The sequence below is a fragment of the Argonema antarcticum A004/B2 genome, from assembly GCF_023333585.1.
Lineage (GTDB): Bacteria > Cyanobacteriota > Cyanobacteriia > Cyanobacteriales > Aerosakkonemataceae > Argonema > Argonema antarcticum.
The window spans coordinates 1-19772 of record NZ_JAIQZN010000001.1 but is presented as its reverse complement, the minus strand read 5'-3'; the positions used below and the strand labels follow the sequence as shown (position 1 = coordinate 19772).

General features: G+C 46.3%; 22 protein-coding genes. 8 read left to right on the top strand and 14 right to left on the bottom strand.

What is annotated here, in order from left to right:
• Positions 1–2: 2 nt before the first annotated feature.
• The 6 genes from cobA to LAY57_RS00085 form a co-directional block, all read right to left on the bottom strand.
• Positions 3–1649 (bottom strand): uroporphyrinogen-III C-methyltransferase, encoded by a 1647-nt coding sequence (gene cobA / locus LAY57_RS00110; protein ID WP_249064238.1) that lies wholly within the window; start codon positions 1647–1649, stop codon positions 3–5.
• A 3-nt stretch (positions 1650–1652) separates the two neighbouring features.
• Complete coding sequence (locus LAY57_RS00105; protein WP_249064237.1) at positions 1653–2369, bottom strand: tetratricopeptide repeat protein; 717 nt, start codon at positions 2367–2369, stop codon at positions 1653–1655.
• Between the two features lie 645 nt (positions 2370–3014).
• Positions 3015–3314 (bottom strand): translation initiation factor, encoded by a 300-nt coding sequence (locus tag LAY57_RS00100; RefSeq protein ID WP_249064236.1) that lies wholly within the window; start codon positions 3312–3314, stop codon positions 3015–3017.
• A 145-nt stretch (positions 3315–3459) separates the two neighbouring features.
• Positions 3460–3939, bottom strand: coding sequence for a hypothetical protein (locus LAY57_RS00095; RefSeq protein WP_249064235.1), 480 nt, complete (start codon positions 3937–3939; stop codon positions 3460–3462).
• 573 nt (positions 3940–4512) lie between these two features.
• On the bottom strand, positions 4513–5481 hold the full coding sequence (locus tag LAY57_RS00090; protein WP_249064234.1) for a homogentisate phytyltransferase: 969 nt from the start codon (positions 5479–5481) through the stop codon (positions 4513–4515).
• A gap of 38 nt (positions 5482–5519) precedes the next feature.
• Positions 5520–6368, bottom strand: a complete 849-nt coding sequence (locus LAY57_RS00085; RefSeq protein ID WP_249064233.1) for a methyltransferase domain-containing protein — start codon at positions 6366–6368, stop codon at positions 5520–5522.
• A gap of 403 nt (positions 6369–6771) precedes the next feature.
• Between LAY57_RS00085 and LAY57_RS00080 the strand changes: the two genes are divergently transcribed.
• The 3 genes from LAY57_RS00080 (at position 6772) to LAY57_RS00070 (ending at position 9599) form a co-directional block, all read left to right on the top strand.
• Positions 6772–8106, top strand: a complete 1335-nt coding sequence (locus LAY57_RS00080) for a TrkH family potassium uptake protein (RefSeq protein WP_249064232.1) — start codon at positions 6772–6774, stop codon at positions 8104–8106.
• 109 nt (positions 8107–8215) lie between these two features.
• Entirely contained in the window at positions 8216–8911 is a 696-nt protein-coding gene (locus LAY57_RS00075; RefSeq protein WP_249064231.1) for a potassium channel family protein, read from the top strand.
• Positions 8912–8924: 13 nt separating this feature from the next.
• Entirely contained in the window at positions 8925–9599 is a 675-nt protein-coding gene (locus LAY57_RS00070) for a Uma2 family endonuclease (RefSeq protein WP_249064230.1), read from the top strand.
• Positions 9600–9643: 44 nt separating this feature from the next.
• On the opposite strand, the gene LAY57_RS00065 is transcribed toward LAY57_RS00070, so the two are convergent.
• The 3 genes from LAY57_RS00065 to queA all read right to left on the bottom strand — a co-directional run bounded on the left by LAY57_RS00065 (position 9644) and on the right by queA (position 13069).
• Positions 9644–10789: an AAA family ATPase gene (locus LAY57_RS00065; protein WP_249064229.1), complete on the bottom strand. Its 1146-nt coding sequence runs from the start codon at positions 10787–10789 to the stop codon at positions 9644–9646.
• A 156-nt stretch (positions 10790–10945) separates the two neighbouring features.
• A complete protein-coding gene (locus tag LAY57_RS00060) occupies positions 10946–11887 on the bottom strand; it encodes a tetratricopeptide repeat protein (RefSeq protein WP_249064228.1) in 942 nt (313 codons plus the stop codon).
• 24 nt (positions 11888–11911) lie between these two features.
• Positions 11912–13069, bottom strand: a complete 1158-nt coding sequence (queA, locus tag LAY57_RS00055; RefSeq protein ID WP_338022328.1) for a tRNA preQ1(34) S-adenosylmethionine ribosyltransferase-isomerase QueA — start codon at positions 13067–13069, stop codon at positions 11912–11914.
• Between the two features lie 323 nt (positions 13070–13392).
• Between queA and LAY57_RS00050 the strand changes: the two genes are divergently transcribed.
• Positions 13393–13782 (top strand): hypothetical protein, encoded by a 390-nt coding sequence (locus LAY57_RS00050; RefSeq protein ID WP_249064227.1) that lies wholly within the window; start codon positions 13393–13395, stop codon positions 13780–13782.
• Positions 13783–13792: 10 nt separating this feature from the next.
• Here LAY57_RS00050 and LAY57_RS00045 read toward each other — a convergent pair whose 3' ends face one another.
• Positions 13793–14332 (bottom strand): YraN family protein, encoded by a 540-nt coding sequence (locus LAY57_RS00045; RefSeq protein ID WP_249064226.1) that lies wholly within the window; start codon positions 14330–14332, stop codon positions 13793–13795.
• Positions 14333–14346: 14 nt separating this feature from the next.
• Between LAY57_RS00045 and LAY57_RS00040 the strand changes: the two genes are divergently transcribed.
• The gene (locus LAY57_RS00040; RefSeq protein ID WP_249064225.1) at positions 14347–14856 is read left to right on the top strand and encodes a pentapeptide repeat-containing protein; all 510 of its coding nucleotides are present in this window, start codon (positions 14347–14349) and stop codon (positions 14854–14856) included.
• Here the strand turns inward: LAY57_RS00040 and LAY57_RS00035 are convergent.
• The gene (locus tag LAY57_RS00035) at positions 14853–15020 is read right to left on the bottom strand and encodes a hypothetical protein (protein ID WP_249064224.1); all 168 of its coding nucleotides are present in this window, start codon (positions 15018–15020) and stop codon (positions 14853–14855) included. The genes LAY57_RS00040 and LAY57_RS00035 overlap by 4 nt on opposite strands.
• 104 nt (positions 15021–15124) lie before the next feature.
• The gene (gene dnaG / locus LAY57_RS00030) at positions 15125–17050 is read right to left on the bottom strand and encodes a DNA primase (RefSeq protein ID WP_249064223.1); all 1926 of its coding nucleotides are present in this window, start codon (positions 17048–17050) and stop codon (positions 15125–15127) included.
• 471 nt (positions 17051–17521) lie between these two features.
• Between dnaG and LAY57_RS00025 the strand changes: the two genes are divergently transcribed.
• The gene (locus LAY57_RS00025) at positions 17522–17710 is read left to right on the top strand and encodes a hypothetical protein (RefSeq protein ID WP_249064222.1); all 189 of its coding nucleotides are present in this window, start codon (positions 17522–17524) and stop codon (positions 17708–17710) included.
• A 13-nt stretch (positions 17711–17723) separates the two neighbouring features.
• A complete protein-coding gene (locus LAY57_RS00020) occupies positions 17724–17885 on the top strand; it encodes a hypothetical protein (protein WP_249064221.1) in 162 nt (53 codons plus the stop codon).
• Positions 17886–18153: 268 nt separating this feature from the next.
• Here the strand turns inward: LAY57_RS00020 and LAY57_RS00015 are convergent, their stop codons facing one another.
• Both LAY57_RS00015 and LAY57_RS00010 read right to left on the bottom strand, forming a co-directional pair.
• Positions 18154–18927 (bottom strand): hypothetical protein, encoded by a 774-nt coding sequence (locus LAY57_RS00015; RefSeq protein WP_249064220.1) that lies wholly within the window; start codon positions 18925–18927, stop codon positions 18154–18156.
• A gap of 108 nt (positions 18928–19035) precedes the next feature.
• Positions 19036–19407 (bottom strand): hypothetical protein, encoded by a 372-nt coding sequence (locus LAY57_RS00010; protein ID WP_249064219.1) that lies wholly within the window; start codon positions 19405–19407, stop codon positions 19036–19038.
• Between the two features lie 100 nt (positions 19408–19507).
• On the opposite strand from LAY57_RS00010, the gene LAY57_RS00005 reads away from it, so the two are divergent.
• A partial coding sequence (locus tag LAY57_RS00005) for a transposase family protein (protein ID WP_420839052.1) occupies positions 19508–19772 on the top strand: 265 nt, incomplete at its 3' end.

The following is a 19772-nucleotide window of genomic DNA, read 5'->3' as shown; positions in this document are numbered from 1 at the left end:
GTTCATCGAATTTTGAGTAAAGCTTGAAATAAGCCTTCCAAGGTATATTCTTTTGCCTCTACATCCACCCGTCCGAATAGTTGCTGACAGGTTTTGGAGGTTTGAGGGCCGATCGAAGCAATCCAAACTCCCTCTAGAAGATCTGCCGATCGCAATTCCCCTATTAGCTGACAAAAATATTGCACAGTTTTGGAGCTAGCAAAAGTAATCGCATCCACCGTTTTGCGCTGTAGGGCATCCAAAGCTAAAGCTGGTACAGTCGCAGGACACTGGGACTGATAAGCTGGTACTTCGATGACCATAGCGCCTTTGGCGGTTAATTCCTGCACGAGGATTTCTCGTCCGCCAGTTTCCACTCTGGGAAAGAGAATTTTTTGGCCTTCTAACTGTTCTGGGAAGTTTTCGACGAGGGAATCTGCCACAAAGTCTGGGGGGATAAAATCGGGATTGAGGCAGTGTTGTTTGAGTCGTTGGGCTGTTTTTTTGCCAACTACGGCAATTTTCAGGGCAGCTAAGGCACGAACATCTTTCTCTTGTGCTTCCAGTCGTGCAAAGAAATAGTCCACGCCGTTGGTGGAAGTTAGGATTAACCAGTTAAAAGTTTGAATATTTGCGATCGCACGATCGAGACTCTCCCAACTGGAAGGCGGGCCAATTTCTAGGGTAGGCATTTCAATTACCATTGCGCCTGCTTGTTGCAAGAGGTTGGTAAACTCCTCAGATTGACCAACCGATCGGGTTACCAGGATGGTTTTGCCGGAGAGGGGAGTGGGGGAGTGGGGGAGTGGGGGAGTGGGGGAGTGGGGGAGTGGGGGAGTGGGGGAGTGGGAGAAGAGATTTGTCATGGGGATAGAAATTTGGGATTGAGGGTTTTGAATATAGGATTTGAAATCTTCCTTTATAGAAACTGTACGATCGACTCCGCCGGAGAGCAAATAAGGGCGCAACCCCACAACTTCCCCGATGACGATCGCAACTGGCGAGAGAGATATCCCAGCTGTGACCGAGACAATATTCCCCAGATCTCCCGTCCAAACTTCCTGTTGGGGATGTCCCGCCCAGCGAATGACTGCAACGGGAGTTTTTGGCGATCGCCCGTACTCTTGCAGGCGATCGACAATTTCACCCAAATGACGCCCTCCCATCAAAATCACCAGCGTCTCAATCCCAGAGAGAGTTTTCCAGTCCAACTCGGCTGGATCGTGACCGCTTAAAACTGCAAAACACCGACTCAAAACCGGGTCGGTAAGGGGAATTCCAGCCAGCAAAGGAGCTGCCAGTGCCGAGGAAATACCCGGTACTACCTCAAAAGCGCAACCTGCCGCCAGCAAGCTTTGAATTTCGGAAGTACATCGCCCAAAAATAAACGGATCGCCACTTTTGAGGCGCACCACCTGCTTTCCTTGCTGACATTGCTCAACCAAGAGGCGATCGATCTCTGGTTGCTTCATGCTGGGGCGTCCGCCGCGTTTCCCCACATCAAGCTGGCGACAATTATCTGGCACTAGCTGCAATAACTGAGGATCGACCAAGGCGTCGTAGACCAAAACTTCTGCCATCGCTAGCAGTTGTTGCGCCCTGACAGTGAGGTAGCCGACATCTCCCGGCCCAGCACCAACTAGGTAGACTTTGCCCCTTTGCTCCGTCATAGTTCACTTTTGCTGATTCAGTTTCTGGATCAGCTCATCGACTTTAGTAGCTTGCTCGGTTTGTCCCTGGGTTTGCAATAATTCTTTAGTTTTTTTGAGGCTCACCAGTGCTTCGTCTTTCTTACCTTGCTCGGATAAGCCAGCTGCCAAGACAAAGTGAGCTTGTGCTAAGTCGGGCTTGAGGCGAATGGCTTCTTTTGATTGTGCGATCGATTCGTCGAGTTGGCGCTGTTGTCCTAGCGCTACAGCTAATTTAACGTGAGTATCTGCGTTATCGGGAGCGAGGCGAACTGCCTCCTTGTAATGATCGATCGCTTCTTGTTGCTTACCCTGACGTTGCAGAAGCACCCCCAGATTCGACTGAACTTCTGGATTCTTAGGGTCTAGCTGAATAGATTTCCGCCATGCTTCTTCGGTACTCTTGAGGTCTCCTTGTTTCGCGCTGGCAATTCCTTGCTGGTAATAATCAGCAGCACTGCCTTTCTTTACAGGTGCTGTTGGAGTACTAGGATTTTCTTTCCCATCTGACGCGGCTGAGGTAGACTGCGGGGTTTGAGCGTTTTCTGGGGTTGACGCCGGTACGGAGGCGGCTGGGCTTGGCTGCGGGGTTTCCTTGGCCTTTTCTGAGTTTGAACCCGGTGAAGAACAACCAAAAGTAGTTAAGCCCAGACTGATGAAAGCAGCCAGAAGCAGGTGTTTGCGTTTGAGTTTTTCAGACATAATTGGGGGATCTGTAATCGTAGCTCTTAGCCTAGTTTAAGCTAAGGCTGATTTTTAGGTACGTAGTTGCGATGGCGCGCGCCATCGCAACTATGTACCTCTGTTTAATAGTCAAGTCATATCAAGTCCTGTTGCATCGTTAGTGTAAGAGTGATATCGTCAAATTGTCTGTTGTCATCGTTGGTTAAATTTCTACCACAGATGAAGACAGATGAACGCAGATGAACGCAGATAAGATCGCGAATTTTTAGGTAACTGATGTGTAAGAACATGATATGAGATCGTGCGAGTCTAACGGAAAATGGTAAGCTTTTACGCACCTAAATTTTACAGTCAATTTAATGAAATTCTTGGGGGATGGGCATCTTGCCCGTCCCTAACTACAATTTAGATGTGCGACAGTTTATTACATTCGTTAATTGGATCTAAAAAAAAGGCAATAGCGAATGATGCTATTGCCTTTTTTTTACTGATAACTTGCAGTAGTCTCAATAACAAGGAGACAGCGCCTCTTGTTGACATTGGTGCAAGTTATCAGTTTTAACTCAGATCTTGCACCATTACCCGCCTGGGGTTCAAACCCCAGGCGGGCTTTGGGCTGAGAGTGACATTGGTGCAAGATCTCAGTTTTAACCAACCATTCCGTTACCAGCGGTTTTCCTGGTCGGCGGGGTCGCCATAGGGGTCTTCACTAGCGGAAGCGATATCTGCGGGGTCGCCGTAGGGGTCTTCGCTGGCGGGACGTACATCACCGAACATTCCTTGGTCGGCGGGGTCGCCATAAGGATCTTCGCTGGCGGGACTTACATTACCAAACATTCCTTGGTCGGCGGGGTCGCCATAAGGATCTTCGCTGGCGGGACGTACTTCCCGATCGTAGTTGTCGTCTTGCTGGTCATCGGAACCAAAGACTTCACCAATTTTTCTCAAAAATCCATCTACCATGATTTCTCTCCCTTAAATTTGTAATGGAACGGCTGTGTAGATGGGCGGACAAGATTACAAATAGACTTTTTTAGCCTAACTTGAATGCGATCGCGCCTTCGGCACATTACGCGATCGGCCCTTATGCCGCCTATCTGCACTAGCGTTACTGCGCTGGTGCCAAATCCTTTAAGTCGCGCCCGGTGGATTGTCCGTTATAGCCCTGGAAGTCTCGGTACTGTTGGGCTTCCGACTCAGGAACTTGAATTCCCCCAGGCGGCGGCGTTACCCACTGAGCCTTACCTTGGGCGTCGCGATAGTAAACGCGCCCGTTCTTGGAAAGGTAATACTTGCCCTGTGCCCCTTCCGCTTGTTTGCTCTTATGCTTGTTGTAGAGATAGTAAAGTGCGGCGGCTCCTGCCAATGTGATCGCCACTTTCTGGCCTGTTGATAATCCTTTACGTGCTTGCGGTGTGGCTGGACGGGAAGTATTTGGCGCTGTTTGACCAGCCCTCGTATCGCGGGGCGGACTAACTTCATTTCTGGAGCCTCCCCCGCAAGCAGCGAACAGGGGCGACATTAGCAACGCTATCAGCAGTAAGGCTATTTTGCGCGAAGCTCTTGGCTGGGGGTATGCTTTGTTCATTCAGTATCTCCTCTGGCTCTGGGTTATAAGCAGGTTTTAGCGCAGTTTGCGAACCGAAACAATAGTCTTTCCCTTCAATTAATTTATAAACGTCAGTAGAACTAGGTTCATGCGATCGCAAACCATACCGCTTCATAGCCACAGCAGCACAGAGGCGGTTTTTTTCTTATAAACTGAATGATAATCAAATCTGCAAATATTTTTCTCCAGCCTTAGATAGAAAAGCACTCTCTTACCCAGGGAAGATAAAGCGCCGATCGGTTAGGACATTCTTAATTCCTTCTTCCCTAGCCCCTAGTCCCTAGTCCCTAGCTAACTTTTTCGCCAAACGCATTGGCCAAGGCCATACCCACCTGTTTAGCCCAGACGGTAACTTTAAGCGATCGCAACCCGCTCGACTCAAAAAGGTGTAATGTTCAGTACATGATTTTTGTAAATTTCCGGCAAGCGAGACAAAATTAATTCTTTGCCAACAACTTGACTTTGTTGAATTGCTTGTTTATACTACAAATTCCCAATCTTTCCTGGAAAGTAGTATGGAATGGGCATATTTTATTATTAGCAGTTTAGCAATTAAGCCATCAGACAGGCGGCTGGAAAAATTAGATATTCCAGGAAGAAGAGTTTCCAGATAAATTGGTAATACTGAGCGATCGCACTTTTATCTTGCAAGTCTACACTCATACTCCGCCACCACATCAAACCTAGCGCGATCGCATGAGTGACAATCAGAAAAACTGGGTTGACTGATGGTAAGTATAGTCCCCCAGCAACTAGAGCCCCCAGATAGCAGACAGTTAACACCCAACGGGCTAGATTAAATACTGCTAGGGAACCCAGTTTAATCGTGAAAGTGGTAATGTTGTATTGGCGATCGCCTTCCATATCCGGGATATCTTTCAAGATGGCGATCGCAAACGTAAACACCAAAACAAACAGCGTCAGCGCCCAAACCTCTGGCGGCACAATTATATCGTTTGCGTTTTTCAATTTCTGGTTAAAGTGCAAAAACAATCCTAAATTAACAATCACCCCTCTTACGCCAAAAATGCAAACTGCTGCCCAAAAAGGAAACCTTTTTAACCGAATAGGCGGCAGAGAATAAGCCGTACCGATTCCCAAACTAATACTCACCATCAACAGCAAAAATGGCCCCAGTGACCAAGCCAATAACAGTGCCAAAACGCCTGTAACACCAACAATCACCTGCGCTTGCAGCCGGGAAAATTCACCAGCAGCTAGCGGCAAATGGGGTTTATTAATCTGGTCAATTTCCACATCTTCCAGCTGATTTAATCCTACGATGTAGACATTGCCGCACAAACAAGCAATCCAGGTTCCGAAAAGCTGGATAAGCTGGATGCTGGAAAAGGTGGTAGGGGAATTTGCCAAAGCGATCGCATACAATCCCAATACACTCAGACTTGTGCCAATAATGGTGTGGGGACGACTGAATTTCCAAAAGGCATACAGCCAGGTAGTATATCGCTGAAGGAAATTAGGTTGTGGGACGGGAGACTTAGTGGGAGAAATCTGGCTCATTGGATGAAGGTTTTAGGCTGCTGTAAGCCATTAAAAGCTTATTTGGTAGCGCAAAGCAAGCCAAAGCGAATTAGCCCACTCTGGTAGCCTCGACTCATCAATCCCAGTGAAAGCGCCGCCTGAATTGTCGTCCAACCACTCAAGAGCAAACCCAAAATGGCAGCGGGATTGAAGGCTGAATCAATTACTATATCCCAAAATGGCGCTACAGCTTTTGACCAATCTGCCGTGCGGATGTTTTGGAAACAGAGGTGGCGTGCGATCGCTTCATACTCCGGCAAAGAAATCACGTAAGGTAAGCAATAGACTCGATAAATCTCCTCCAAATGCTTTTGCTCATCCAGCGTTAGCGGTTTATTTGGACTCATCGCCGGACGATGACACCAAGTTGCCATCAGGAACGTTCCACCCGGCTTCAGCACCCGGTAACACTCCTGGAGAAACTTCTGTTTATCGGGCATATGTTCGCCGCTTTCCAGCGACCAAACAAAGTCAAACGAGGCGTCGGCAAAAGGCATATTCAGGGCGTCTGCAACCTGGAATTCGGTCTTTGTACTCATTCCGGCTACCTGGGCTCGTTCTGCCGCCCTAGACGCCTGCACAGGGCTCAGGGTGATCCCGACAGCAGAGGCGTTATACTTTTGCGCCAGATAGAGAGAACTGCCGCCAATCCCGCAACCTACATCAATAATGCGATCGACTTCTTGCACCTGGGCCCAAGTAAGCAGTTCCTCAATCAAATCAATTTGCGCCTGACGCCGGTCTTTCTTATGGTTACCATCCGGCCCATAGTAGCCGTGGTGCATATGTTCTCCCCAAATCTGTTCCCACAGACCGGAGGAAGCATCGTAAAATTGTTGAATTTGCTGATAAAGAGTTGAAGTCATAATATTGTTGTTTATGTCCAGACCGGAATCAGCCTAGCAGACGATGCCACCGTAATACAGCGCTTTGCAACTGAGTGAAGTACAGATTGTAGGGGCAAAGCATTGCGGAATGTGGGTTAACTTAAGACCGAAAGGTTTATTCCGCAATGCTTCGCCCTATACCTCATTCGCCTGCAAGCCGCTGTAAACAGTGGTTTTAGTTTTAAGTAGGTGGGCGTAATTAAACTGCACTCCCAGAAACCCGGTTTCTTGGAGAAACCGGGTTTCTAAGGGCCTGGCAGTTTTACGTTTATTTTTGCCCACCTACTTATCAGTTGACATCAACGGTACTAAATCAGCAAGCCGCAAATAAGGTACTCCTTTGGGAGTAAGCTTTTGAAGAGATAATTGAATTAAATTCTCCATGACCATACCTAGAACCATTTGCCTGGGATTCGTCGCCGTCATCGCCGTAGGCGCTATTCTCCTGATGCTGCCGTTTTCGACCAGCAGCGGCACATGGAATGACCCGATTGTGGCCTTGTTCACATCAACCTCTGCTGTCTGCGTTACTGGTTTGGGGGTTGTAGATACTGGCACCTATTTTTCTTTTTGGGGTCAGTTTTTTGTTCTCGCCCTTGTCCAGATTGGGGGACTGGGTTATATGACAACGACGACTTTTCTCATCCTACTGATAGGTCGGAGGTTTGATTTAAGGCATAAAATGGCGATTCAACAAGCTTTGGATCGACCCGGTATGCAGGACAGCGCCCAGATGATCCGCTCTATTATTGCCACAACGATGATTTTTGAAATCACCGGAATTTTTCTGCTTATGCCTGTTTTTGTGCCAGACTATGGTTTAAATTATGGGCTGTGGCTATCAATTTTTCATAGCATTAATTCTTGGAACAATGCTGGGTTTAGTTTGTTCAAGGATAATTTAATAGGTTATGAATCATCGATATTATTAAATTTGGTAGTTACGGCATTAATTATTTTTGGCGGCATTGGATATCAAGTTATTTTTGAGATGTACCTGTGGTTCCGCGATCGCTTATGGAGAAAATCATCCTGTATGGTATTTTCCCTGAACTTCAAGGTAGCTACCAGCACAACAATAATACTGTTGTTACTCGGAACGGTAGCATTCTTTTTTATAGAAATGAGAAATCCCGAAACCCTTGGCTCTCTTAACTTTAAAGATAAATTGTTGGCAGCTTGGTTTCAATCTGTAACTCCCAGAACCGCTGGTTTTAATACTATTGATATTGGCAAAATGACAACGGCGGGTTTATTTCTTACGATCGCACTCATGTTTATTGGCGCTAGTCCAGGCGGTACAGGTGGCGGCATCAAGACAACAACATTGCGAATTTTAACCAGCTGTACGAAGGCGATTTTGCAAGGTAAAGAAGAAGTTCATCTGTATCAGCGCCAAGTGGCAATATCTCTGATATTAAAAGCAGTTGGCGTATTGGTTGGTTCGTTTGCAACCTTGCTGGTATCGACAATTTTAATTTCACTTACCGATCCGGGGTTGGATTTTATTCAAATACTCTTTGAAGTCGTCTCAGCTTTTGCTACAGTGGGTCTTTCTACTGGCATTACTGCTAGTATTTCACCAGCGGCAAAGCTGATTTTAATTGGAACGATGTATATAGGAAGAGTAGGAGTTGTACTCCTGATGGCAACTCTACTGGGAGACCCTCGCCCCAGTGTGGTTCACTATCCAGAAGAAAATCTGCTCGTGGGGTAGCGTATGAAAGTGCGATCGCTTTCTTGATAAACTGTAGTCAGTAGTCAGTTGTCTTTTGCAAATGACTAATGACTAATGACTAATGACTAATGACTAAAACAGGATTGATATGAATTTGTCATCGTTAGGTTTTTTTCGCAGTCTGCGTAAAGACAATCAACAGTTTGCAGTGATTGGCTTGGGACGCTTCGGTCGAGCCGTATGTTCATCGCTGCACAGCATGGGATACCAGGTTTTAGGGACTGACGTTGATGAAAAACGAGTATCCCAAGCTTTAACAGATCAATTGGTTTCTCATGCGGTGCAATTGGATTCAACCGAACCGGCGGCGCTGAAAGAAGGGGGGATTTTAGAGTTTGATACAGTTATTGTCGCTATTGGTAATTACGTAGAAGAAAGCATAATTACCACGCTGAATTTGAAGGAGGCTAAGGTATCTCATGTGGTGGCAAAAGCTTCTTCAGAAGTCCACGTTAAGCTATTGAAGCGAGTGGGTGCAGATCATGTCATATATCCAGAACATGAGGCGGGTTGTGCGCTGGCCCGATCGCTCACTAAGCCAGCTATTTTAGACCGTTTTGACTTGGACACGGAAAACAGTATCGTGGAACTTATTGTTCCTGATGAATTTCACGGCAAAACTATCGCCGAACTAAAACTCCGCAGCCGCTATGGTTTGAATATGCTAGCAGTCAGCCACGATGGCAAATTTGAGATTAATCCCGATCCCAACAGGCGGCTTTCCAAGGGTGAGGCGATGGTCGTAATTGGCTCGAACAAAGACATCAACCGCTTGCCAATTTGAACTCAAAAAGGTTATGACGACAAAATCTTGTCTCAAAACACTAGAGAGCAAAAGGTTAATATCAATGATTGCGATCGCCCAAAAAACCCTTTCCTTCGAGGAATTTCTCAACTGGGATGACGGCTCTGGTAGGTCATTCGAGCTAGTCAATGGAGTTGCCATGCCCCTGAGTGAACCCACTGCTAAACATGAGGATGTCGTCGATGGATTATGTCGTCTCTTGGTGGAGCATTGCCAATCCTTGAACCTTCCCTACGTTCCTCGACAAAGTAAACAAGTCAGATTGAACGCTGCCCCTGGCGAAAGTGAATCGAGTCGTAAAGCCGACATTGTGGTGTTTGCCAAGGAAGAATGGGTCAGAATGCGTCAAAGTTCTGCCTCTGCTGCTGCTTATATTCCACCTCCCTTGGTTATAGAAGTCGTCAGTACTAATTGGCGGGATGATTACCGCATCAAATTGAATGAGTATGAAACTTTAGGAATTCTGGAGTATTGGATAGTTGATTATGCAGGGTTGGGAGGCGTTCAGTATATTGGCTCTCCAAAACAGCCTACGGTGACTGTCAACCGCTTAATCGATGGTGAATATCAGGCACAGAGATATCAAGGAGAAGCTACTATTGTTTCTCCAACTTTTCCTCAGTTGGCATTAGCGATCGCTCAAATCGTTGCCCTGACAGAAGTTTAGCATAAATGCCACTTCGGTAGCGCCTTCAACCAAAATAGCAATTTTCATGGGCGACCACCCATTACATTCATTGCCCAAACTTGGTCAAGGCTGTAATCTTCCAACCATTTATCTAGGTTCAGGCTGTCAGCCCACGTCATTTTTGCCTCACCTTCTTCGATATCGCAAATCAAAACTTCGCGGGGTTCAAGAAATCGGATCAGTCGATCTGAGTGGGTGGCAACTATCAGTTGTGTGTGTTTTGATGCTTCTCTCATTAAATATACTAAGTGTCTTAAAAGTTCGGGATGTAAACTAACTTCCGGTTCATCTATCAAAGTGATTGTTGTTAAACTTTGACTTTGCAGAAGAGTAACTAACCACAAAAAGCGCAGTGTTCCCTCTGACAGCTCATGTACATAGATAGGTTGAGAAAAATTTCTATCTTTCCAAGTCATGGAAATAGTTCCGGCGGCAACTGGAGGAAAATTTAATCGCTCAAAATCTGGAAAGGCAGCAGATAGAATATTTTCAACCATTTCAAAGCGATCGCGATCTGTTTCCCGCAGGTCATAAAGACAGGAAACTAAGTCTTCACCGCTTGCTCCAGGCAACTTTGCAGGGCGCATTGCTTGAGGTAGACGAACAGGGCTTTTCTCTGAAACATCTAGCGCTCCATAATAGGTACAAGAAGCAAGGATATTTCTCAAATTTTCAGGCTCGCGATACATTTTAGGAACTTGAGAAAGTGATGTTTCAAGAGGGTTATGTTCCCAATTCGGTCTCAAAAGCCCGCTGCCTTCCTGAAAATATTTAATATCTAACCCATGTGATTCAATATATTTGAATGGTTCCGGTCTATGGGGATTTCTCTGCTGCGTTAAATTTTCGTCTCTAAATTCATAAGATAATCCTTTAGGAGACAAAGTTAAACTGTATTTCAAAGGGTTTTCATCTGGCACCTGCATGGAAATTTTAATTTCTAGTTCCCGCGCCTTACCTCTTGTCAAAATTTCATTCAAACCGCCTTTGTGTTGCAATATATTATGTAAATTTCCACTTGCTGAAGCAGCTAGTACTGAAAGAACATCTAAAAAAGAGGTTTTTCCCGATCCGTTTGCACCAATCATCACGATGAGATTTCTCATCTCAAGATCGATATTTTGAAGACGGCGAAATCCCTTTACTGATATGTTTTCAAATCTATCCATACGGCTAATCATTATTATCAATGGTTAAACTGGCCTAGACAGTAAAGTATAGGTCAATCTTTATTGTACCTGCTTTAGAAGCATTAGGTAGTTGGTCAAGCCCGATTAGTCCATAACACACTCTGCATCGTTTAGATTAGCGCGGCATAACTTCCTTCATTGTGTTCTTGCCGGAGTTCTGGGTTGTTTTCGCAGTACGTCAATTTGTTGGATTAATAGATCGACTTGTTCGGCTTTGTCAGTGTTACCTTGGACTCTGTATAAGTCTCTGGCTCTCTTAAGGGGAGTGACGGCATCCTTGAGCTGGTCTTGATAGTACAAAATAACGCCCAAATTATAGTAAGCAGATGCGTCGTTCGGCTGGCGGCGAATAGCTTCTCTGTATGCGACGATCGCTTCTTCTGGCTGGTTTTGTCTGCTTAAAATATTCCCCAAGCTATTGTGAGCCGCAGCTAAGTTGGGATTGATACGAACTGCTGTTCGGTATACAGATGCTGCCGCTTCCAGTTGGCCTTGCTTTTCGAGGACAATTCCTAAATTGTAGTAACCATTGGCATTGTTGGGAGCCAGACGAATTACTTGCCTGTAGGCGACGCTTGCCTCGTCTAGCTGTCCCAGCCGATCGTAAATCACTCCCAAGTTGTAATAAGCATTGGCATTTTCGGGATTGATGCCAAGGGTGCGATCGTATGCAGCTACAGCGTCCTGTACCTGGCCCTGCCGATCGTAAATCACTCCCAAATTATAATGCGCTTCTTCTAAATTGGGGTTCATGCTAATCGCTTGCTGGTATTCAGCTAGAGCCTCCCCAGTTCGGCCCTTTTCGTTGAAAATATTTGCCAGGTAATAATGAGCTACAGCAATTCTGGGATCTCGCTCAAGTGCTTGGCGAAACGAGACTGCGGCGGCGTCAAGATCTCTATCGTTGTAACGATTGACTCCTAGTTGGAAGTAACCAGCCGCCTCCAGATCCTGCGTAACAATGCCTTGGACTGCTTCTGGTATAGCTCTAGCAGCCTCGGTTAGTAGTACCAGGGGTGTAAAACCGAAACCGATAACGGCGGCAACTATATAGATCGAGGGGTGCTTTTTAAACATTTATGCAAGACCTGTTTCCAAGGGCTATGAGGCACCAAAACCTTTTGAGAACACTGTACTCTTAGCTTCGGGCAAAATCAACATGGCGTCGCCAAAAGAATAGAAGCGGTATTCGCACGCGATCGCTTCTTGATACAAAGATAGCAGGCGCTGACGCCCGATCGCTGCACTAACGAGCATCAGTAAGCTTGAGCGAGGCAGGTGAAAATTAGTAATCAGTCCCTCCACCACTCGCCATTCATAGCCGGGATAGATAAATATATCGGTTCTGCCGCAAAATTGTTGCAATTCACCGCCAGCAGCAGCTCCTTCCAACGCCCGTACCGCCGTTGTTCCCACCGCAATAATCCGACCTCCTCTAGCCTTAGTTTCGCGGATTTGCGCCACCGTTTCTGTCGATACCTCCACCCACTCGGAGTGCATTTTGTGAGTTGTAATCTCCTCCACCTCCACTGGTCGAAACGTTCCCACCCCAACGTGCAGCGTCACGTATGCTTGCCCAATTCCTTGTTCCTGCAACCGCTTGAGTAACTCTGTCGTAAAGTGCAGCCCAGCTGTGGGCGCTGCTATCGCCCCCGGTCGCTCAGCATAAACGGTCTGGTATTGCTCTGGTTGCGATTGTGAATATTTGATGTAAGGAGGTAAAGGAACATGACCGAATTGTGCCAAAATTTGATTTAGAGATTCTCCTTCTGGCAGTTCAAATTGCAAAATTCGTCCGCCGATGGTATTATCGCTAGCCAAAACCGTAGCACTTAATTGATTCTGGATTGAAAATTCAACATTCTCCTGCGGTGTAAATAAAATTTTTTCTCCCGGCGTTAAGCGTTTACCGGGCTTCACTAAAGCTAACCAGCAGTTGTTTTCTAGTTCTTCGAGCAGCAACACTTCTACTGCTGTACCGCTGGGTTTGCAACCGTAAAGTCTGGCTGGGATGACGCGAGTGTTATTCAGCACCAGCAAATCGCCGGGTTTGAGTAAGTTCGGTAAATCCCTAAATATGCAGTGGCTGTGGCTAACGGGGGAGTCTACCACCAGCAAGCGAGAGCTATCCCTGGGAATTGCGGGATTTTGTGCAATCCGCTCTTTGGGCAGTTCGTAGTCATAGCCTGCTAATGAGAAGTCTTTATCCTCATTGTTAGCGGCTGGGTTGGGGGATGATATCGATTTTGGATTTTGCACCTGGACTTGGGAATGTAGGAGGGACTGGTGGGAATCGAATTTGGCCTTAAGGGGGATTTGTGGCCGCGTTAAAAAAATTATTGTTAATTTAACTTAATATAAAACGTCTATGATAATGCGATCGCGGCGAGCGAAACCAATTAAGTAAAGTTTTTTATCTTTTCGGTTGTAAATAGTATATTATTGTAATAAATCTATACAAATTTATCAAAAATTGGGTAAATCTCCCCAGTCAATATTGGGGGTTTCTCCCCTATCTATAAATAGAGACTCCTGGCAACAATATAGGTATAAGATTCGCTACTCCCCCCCCAACTAAATTTATGGAATACATATATTTCCTCGCCAATGCCAGTCTCACCCAAAGAATAGTTGAGTATTTGCACGCAAATCGCCAATTTCCCTTTCACTCGGTCACGGTTTTACATCAGATTGATGGCTGGGTGGTGAAGGTGAAAATGAAATTTACTTTAGAGCCACAACAGCATGGAGACTTTCGGGCTTACTTAAACGAGTTAGGAATTCCCTATCAACCGGAAGTTCGCGTAAAAATGGCCCTTTGGAGTCTGGATGCCGGACAGTCACCCATCGACGTCATGCGTCGCTATCAGGTGGCAGTAGTTTCTCACGGTAAACCCGATCGCGAAGAAATTGACGCATTTCGTCGCCAATTTGTCAATGGTTTGGGATATTGTCCAGAAACCCTCGCCTAATTTCTAGGTTTTAGATTTTATAACTAAAATCGAATGCTCCCTGAATATACTGCTGCAAGACCAGTCGATATCCAGCTATCTGTGCAGCTGACTCCAGCGTGAGGGGAGATTGCCCAACATAGCTCTCTTTTTGCTGCGCTATCGATGGGGGGTCAAAGCCGGAAATATTGCTTGACTCAAAGTTTAAATTATGAGATAATTTGCTATCTAGCCGTTGACATCTCACCAAAGCTACATCAAATCGGCACGGGTTATCTGCTAGCTCTGGATGTACGGATAAAAATAACTGAACAGCCTGCCAAAGTTTAGCTTGTTTTTGCGATGTAATCGACAGCAGACCATCCGCATCCCAATTTCCCCGACTGCGAGTTTTGACTTCTACAAACACCAAATCCGCTGGTTCTTGTTGGGCGATGATGTCCAATTCTCCCCAACGGCAATGCCAGCGGCGATGGAGAATAACCGCGCCTTGCGATAGCAACCATTGGGCAACTAGGTCTTCACCTAATGCACCAATATTGGGATAATGAGATACAGAATGGTTTGCCATCAACTGGTACGAGCATGAATTCTAGGTTAAACAATCGGATTTCGAGAATATTACTCAGTTTATGGCTTTGGGTAGCGGTCTGGTTAACAGGTTTTGGAGCTCTAGCCACCCCGGCCTGGGCCACAGATTATACCAAAGAAACGCTTGTTGGCCTCGATTTGTCTGGGCGGGTGCTGACAGATTCCGCTTTCAACCACGCCAATCTCCGCAACAGTAACTTGAGCCATACTGATTTGCGGGGAGTAAGTCTTTTCGGGACTAATCTAGAATCGGCTAATTTAGAGGGGGCCGATCTCACGAATGCTACTGTGGACAATGCCCGTTTCAGAGGCGCAAATTTAACTAATGCTGTGCTGGAAGGGGCTTTTGCTTTTAATGCTAAGTTCGATCGCGCGATCGTTGACGGTGCGGATTTCACCGATGTTCTGCTGCGTGGCGATCAGCAAAGGTTGCTTTGTGCAGTTGCTAAAGGCACTAATCCTGTTACGGGACGCAATACCCGCGATACTCTAGATTGCCGCTAATATAGCAAAGTGCTGAGTGCTGAGTGCTGAGTGCTGAGTACAAACACAGTCTCCGCCTTGCTTTGAGCGTTTAATACAGTCCTAATGTATTCGCGTAGCGCTAAAAAAGGGGCTAGTGCCGCTACGCGGAAGTCAAAAGTCAAAAGTCCTTTGGTGTCAGGCATTTAACTACTTCTTTCCTGGTGGGTTATTTCTGCCGCGCTGCACTAGGGTAAGAGGGGAGGGGGGAGTGGGGGAGACAACACAGATTCTTCTTGTGTTGTGCCCTTTAAATTTTCCCTAAGTCAGAAAATTTGACTTCGTATTCCCGCTCCAATTTCACGCTCTGCCATTTAGAAGCATAAAATTCTTCGCCGTATTGCTGCCAAAGTTCTGGCTGGGTAAAGCGGTCAGTTTTTTCCCACAGTTCTTGAAAATAATGATAGCGTTTTTCACACATCACCTGCTCTATGCGGTTGACAGCAGCTTGAATCTGTTTGGAGGTGCGGGAAATATCCTGCTCGCTCTTTTCATCTAAGTGAAACAGGTGAGAAACTTGGCTCATTTCTTGCTTAAATTCTAGGTTATTATCTTGCAGCTTCGAGATCAAGTCTAGTTCTAGTTGTGCGGCTGTTTCCTGTAAATGTAAAATCTGTCGCCACAAAAATCGGTGGTGGGAAAGACTAAATTGCAAATCTCGCTCCTCTAAAATATCTGCGATCACCTGACGTTGATCGGGACAATGCAGATAAAGGCGCAAAAGTAAAGCCTCAGCTTCCTCTAATTTCTTGCTTTTAAAAGAAGCTGGAAGCGATTGAGAAGGACTGGGACGCTTGGTAGCTATCCCAACTAGGCCAGCACGCTGAGATCTTTTAAGTTGGGCTATGAGATTTTCGGCAAGCATGGATATCAGTCGCCCCTCGCCTTGGCTGAGAATTTGTGCACAATGGCGGATGTAGTGCGATCGCGTATCTGGGTTGCCAATGTTGTTCAGTAATTTCACCATTTGCTGAACGACTTGCTGATAAATATCGGCTTGTTTGAGGTTTTTATTGACCAGCATTTGCTGAATCTGCCAGTCTAACCATAGTGGCGCGGTTGTCAGCAGATGGTGATATTCTTCTGGGGAATATGTTTTGAGGAATTCATCGGCGTCTTTGCCATCGGGGATATTGAGAATTCGCAATTGCACTTCTCCCCGGTAGGCTAAGTCGGCGATTTCTCCAATTGCTCTTTGAGCTGCGTTAGTACCTGCTTTGTCGGCGTCGAAGTTGAGTACCAGTTGTTTGGATTCGGTGTAGCGCAACAACAGGCGTATTTGATCTAAGCTGAGGGCTGTGCCCAGGGAGGCGACTGCGTTGGTAATACCGGCGGCGTGGAGTGCGATCGCATCAAAGTATCCCTCCACCACGATACCTCGATCAAGCTTTGCAATGGCGTCTTTGGCTTTATCTAAAGCAAATAAAGTTTTACCTTTATTAAATAGTTGGGTTTCGGGCGAGTTGAGATATTTGGGTTGGTCGTTGGTAAGAGTTCTGCCCCCAAAAGCGATCGCACGTCCTTGGATGTCGCAGATGGGTATAATTAAGCGATCGCGAAATACATCATAATAACCACCCCCCTCCTTGCGAGACTTAATCAACCCCGCCTCTTCCACCAAATGAACAGAAAAACCTTTCTGTTCCACTAAGTAGCGGTAAAGCGTTTCCCAACCCGCCGGTGCATAGCCTAGCTGAAACCGTTGGATGGTTTCTTCACTCAGCTGACGTTGGGATTTGAGATATTCTAGAGCCTTTTGTTCTTGGGGCGATCGCAGTGCGTGCTGATAAAACGCCGCCGTCACTGCCAGAATCTCATATAGCTGATCCCGTAGGGTGATTTGGCGTTGCAGTTCTTGGCGCTGTTCTGGTTCGAGGGTTTGCACCGGGACGGCGTAGCGTTTTGCCAATTCCAGCACTACATCGCTGAAGGGTTGTTTTCCCAGTTGGATGAGGAAGTCGATCGCATTTCCCCCTGCTTGACACCCGAAGCAGTAATACATCTGCTTATTGGGGCTGACGGTGAAACTGGGAGATTTTTCGTCGTGAAAGGGGCATAATCCGACAAAATCTTTGCCCCGCTTGCGTAGGACAACGCGATCGGATATCACGTCAACTATGTCGGCTTTTTGTTTGACTTGTTCGATCGTGTCTGGGTGCAGGCGGGGAATTTGCATGGGGCATGGGTAATTTTAGATTTTAGATTTTAGATTTTCTTTCAATTTTAAATCTGAAATCTAAAATTTTCATCCCACTCTCCCACTCTCCCACTCTCCCACTCTCCCACTCCCCCACTCCCCCACTCTCCCACTCCCCCACTCCCCCACTCCCCCACTCCCCCACTCCCCCACTCCCCACTCAGCACTCAGCACCCCGCCTCAAGAAAAATTTCCTGAAACGATTTCTCTCCAGCGTATCTTTTATTGGACAGGCGCGAAGACCTCCACTAACCCCAAGGGTATAGCGATCGAATAAAACTTCAGCCAGTTCTCAGAGTGTCTACCCTCAAATGACTGTTCTCCTTCACTAAAGTCGATTTAGAACTGAAATTGACAATGACGCTCAGTAAACTGGTCAACCAGGACTTTTACCCAGGGACTATTTCCACTTAAATCAAATCAAGTAGGATAACTTTGCGAGGTAAAAATATGGAAATTCTAGCTTATATTCACATGGCTTTAGCCTACGCACAAGGTCAACAAAATAATGGTAATTGTAGTCAATCTGAAACAGGAAATTCCCAAAGTTATGAGCGACAAAATGCTGCTTATCAAGCAGACTTATATTTTGAAATTGTCAACAATAATTTTTGCACTCTGCAAATTGCTAAGGCTTGAGAGATTAATAGTTATGCCGCTCATGACTGATAGAACACTTGAAGTAGTAATCGACGATTTAAATATTCTGATCGGGGAAATCGAAGCAAATCCTGGCACTTCTTCTTGGACTATTCGGATGGCGCTCAAGGCGATAGTGGATAAAGCAGACAAGATCAAGAAGGAAACAGCATAAAAGTAAGTTTGGAATCAAACTATAACAACCGATGAAAGTCGGTTAAGCCATAAATCTGGGGAGGGGCGAACGCGAGAGCGGTTGCTATATAATGCCAGAAACCCGGTTTCTTTGAGAAACCGGGTTTCTCATACCCTATCCCGAATACTGAATCGGGTTTCTAGTGCAGGATGGCGGAAATAACTCACCACTAAAAATTGCCAACGATCGCTCTGGAAATCTTGATTTTTACCACTGACCACTGACAACTGACCACTTGCACTAGGGATTACGCTGTCTTGAAAAACCGGATGAGTTCGCGAACGCGATCGAGAAATTGGCCGTCGGTTGTCAGTTGGGCGATCGCTTCTTGCGCCTCACGCGCCAGTCGGTTATGCTCAGCTTGATTGGTCGATCGCAATTCTTCAAACCCAGTCGCCATGCGGGTTAAATCGTTGCGAATCGCTGCCAACTGGCGCTGCTGTACGGAAGCCCAAGAGTCTGGATATTCTGAGTTCAGCAGATCTTCTAGGCGCTGAACTGCTGTCTCCAAAGTAGCAAAGCGACTACGCAATTCCACAACATCTTCGCGAGGATACTTGACTTGTTCGCGAATCATCGCCAGCCGCACCGCTAAATATTGATAACCCCGCACGGCTGGACGCAGCACAGTTAAGAGCAAAGCGGCTCCAGAACTGAGGTATCCGATGACACTGAAACCAGCGGCAGCTAGGATGTACAAACCGATCGCAGAAATAAGATGTAGAGCAATAGCGACAAAGAGCGATCGCTTCGCCACCATTTTCGCATACTTGACTTGCTTGTCATCAACTCTAATACCCTTTTCCGCAGACTGTGCTGCTTCTGCGATTACTTCCTTAGCTTCAAAATGGATATTCCAAGGCACCGTCACAATTGCCAGCAACCATTCAAAAATAGCCACCGCAATAACCCAATCGATAAAACTACCCGCTGGTACGTGCAACCATTGCAGTATGCCAAAAACCAGCAAAACTAAAAAGACAATTCCCAAATTAAAACTGATGAAATAGGAATAGACCACGATTTTTACCGCCTGAAAACATTGCTTTGATCATGGCTGATGGTTGGGGTAGCATCTAGATAGTTTGTGACAGTTGAGCGTGCGGAATGTTGGTTAAAATAACAGCACTCAGCGGATCGCTAGCAGCACGCGATCGTCCAAGTTCTGCCAGATTACCTCAACTTCGCGGAAACCGGCATCCTGCAAAGAGGCAGAGTGCAGGTCAAGCAGCGGTTCAAACTCAGTGAACCGTTGGCCAAAACGGCGATCGCGTTCCTCAAGCAATTCCTTCATCCCCGGCTCCTCTGAAAGTGCCTGCCACCAACTGTTCCAGTCCTCCACACCCCGTTGCTCGAAAGCTTCCCTCTCCTGACGCGCCGTCAAAGTTTTCGAGAGTCGCCTAAAAGTCTCCAAGTGCGGCCCAAACGGCATAATGTCCCCGTTAAGTACGACACCGCCAGGACGCACCAACTGCCCCAACTGCTGATAAACTTTGAGCAAGCGATCGCTCGGTAGCCAGTGCAGGTAAAATCGGCTCTTCCGTACTTAGTGTGCTAAAATATTATAATAGCGCAGAACAAGAGGACATTCGGAATTAATTATGAAAAGAATAATGACCAAACTACTAAATTTATCTGGTGTCATAGTAGAAGATAGCAAGGAAACAGAAGAAACATTAATATTATCGGTAAGAGTCGAGAAAAAAACAGCAGATTGCTCCCGTTGTGGTAAGGTAAGTCATCGGCTTCATCAAAATAAAAGTCATTTGGTAAGAGATTTACCAATGGGAAATAGAGAAGTAATTCTCAAAGTAAATCGGCGACGATTCAAGTGCGATAATTGCCAAAAACCTTTTAGTGAGACTT

Excerpts from the sequence above, each read along its gene's own strand:
- cobA (WP_249064238.1), bottom strand. The coding sequence starts at position 1,649 with ATGACGGAGCAAAGGGGCAAAGTCTACCTAGTTGGTGCTGGGCCGGGA.
- LAY57_RS00105 (WP_249064237.1), bottom strand. The coding sequence starts at position 2,369 with ATGTCTGAAAAACTCAAACGCAAACACCTGCTTCTGGCTGCTTTCATC.
- LAY57_RS00100 (WP_249064236.1), bottom strand. The coding sequence starts at position 3,314 with ATGGTAGATGGATTTTTGAGAAAAATTGGTGAAGTCTTTGGTTCCGAT.
- LAY57_RS00095 (WP_249064235.1), bottom strand. The coding sequence starts at position 3,939 with ATGAACAAAGCATACCCCCAGCCAAGAGCTTCGCGCAAAATAGCCTTA.
- LAY57_RS00090 (WP_249064234.1), bottom strand. The coding sequence starts at position 5,481 with ATGAGCCAGATTTCTCCCACTAAGTCTCCCGTCCCACAACCTAATTTC.
- LAY57_RS00085 (WP_249064233.1), bottom strand. The coding sequence starts at position 6,368 with ATGACTTCAACTCTTTATCAGCAAATTCAACAATTTTACGATGCTTCC.
- LAY57_RS00080 (WP_249064232.1), top strand. The coding sequence starts at position 6,772 with ATGACCATACCTAGAACCATTTGCCTGGGATTCGTCGCCGTCATCGCC.
- LAY57_RS00075 (WP_249064231.1), top strand. The coding sequence starts at position 8,216 with ATGAATTTGTCATCGTTAGGTTTTTTTCGCAGTCTGCGTAAAGACAAT.
- LAY57_RS00070 (WP_249064230.1), top strand. The coding sequence starts at position 8,925 with ATGACGACAAAATCTTGTCTCAAAACACTAGAGAGCAAAAGGTTAATA.
- LAY57_RS00065 (WP_249064229.1), bottom strand. The coding sequence starts at position 10,789 with ATGGATAGATTTGAAAACATATCAGTAAAGGGATTTCGCCGTCTTCAA.
- LAY57_RS00060 (WP_249064228.1), bottom strand. The coding sequence starts at position 11,887 with ATGTTTAAAAAGCACCCCTCGATCTATATAGTTGCCGCCGTTATCGGT.
- LAY57_RS00050 (WP_249064227.1), top strand. The coding sequence starts at position 13,393 with ATGGAATACATATATTTCCTCGCCAATGCCAGTCTCACCCAAAGAATA.
- LAY57_RS00045 (WP_249064226.1), bottom strand. The coding sequence starts at position 14,332 with ATGGCAAACCATTCTGTATCTCATTATCCCAATATTGGTGCATTAGGT.
- LAY57_RS00040 (WP_249064225.1), top strand. The coding sequence starts at position 14,347 with ATGAATTCTAGGTTAAACAATCGGATTTCGAGAATATTACTCAGTTTA.
- LAY57_RS00035 (WP_249064224.1), bottom strand. The coding sequence starts at position 15,020 with ATGCCTGACACCAAAGGACTTTTGACTTTTGACTTCCGCGTAGCGGCA.
- dnaG (WP_249064223.1), bottom strand. The coding sequence starts at position 17,050 with ATGCAAATTCCCCGCCTGCACCCAGACACGATCGAACAAGTCAAACAA.
- LAY57_RS00025 (WP_249064222.1), top strand. The coding sequence starts at position 17,522 with ATGGAAATTCTAGCTTATATTCACATGGCTTTAGCCTACGCACAAGGT.
- LAY57_RS00020 (WP_249064221.1), top strand. The coding sequence starts at position 17,724 with ATGCCGCTCATGACTGATAGAACACTTGAAGTAGTAATCGACGATTTA.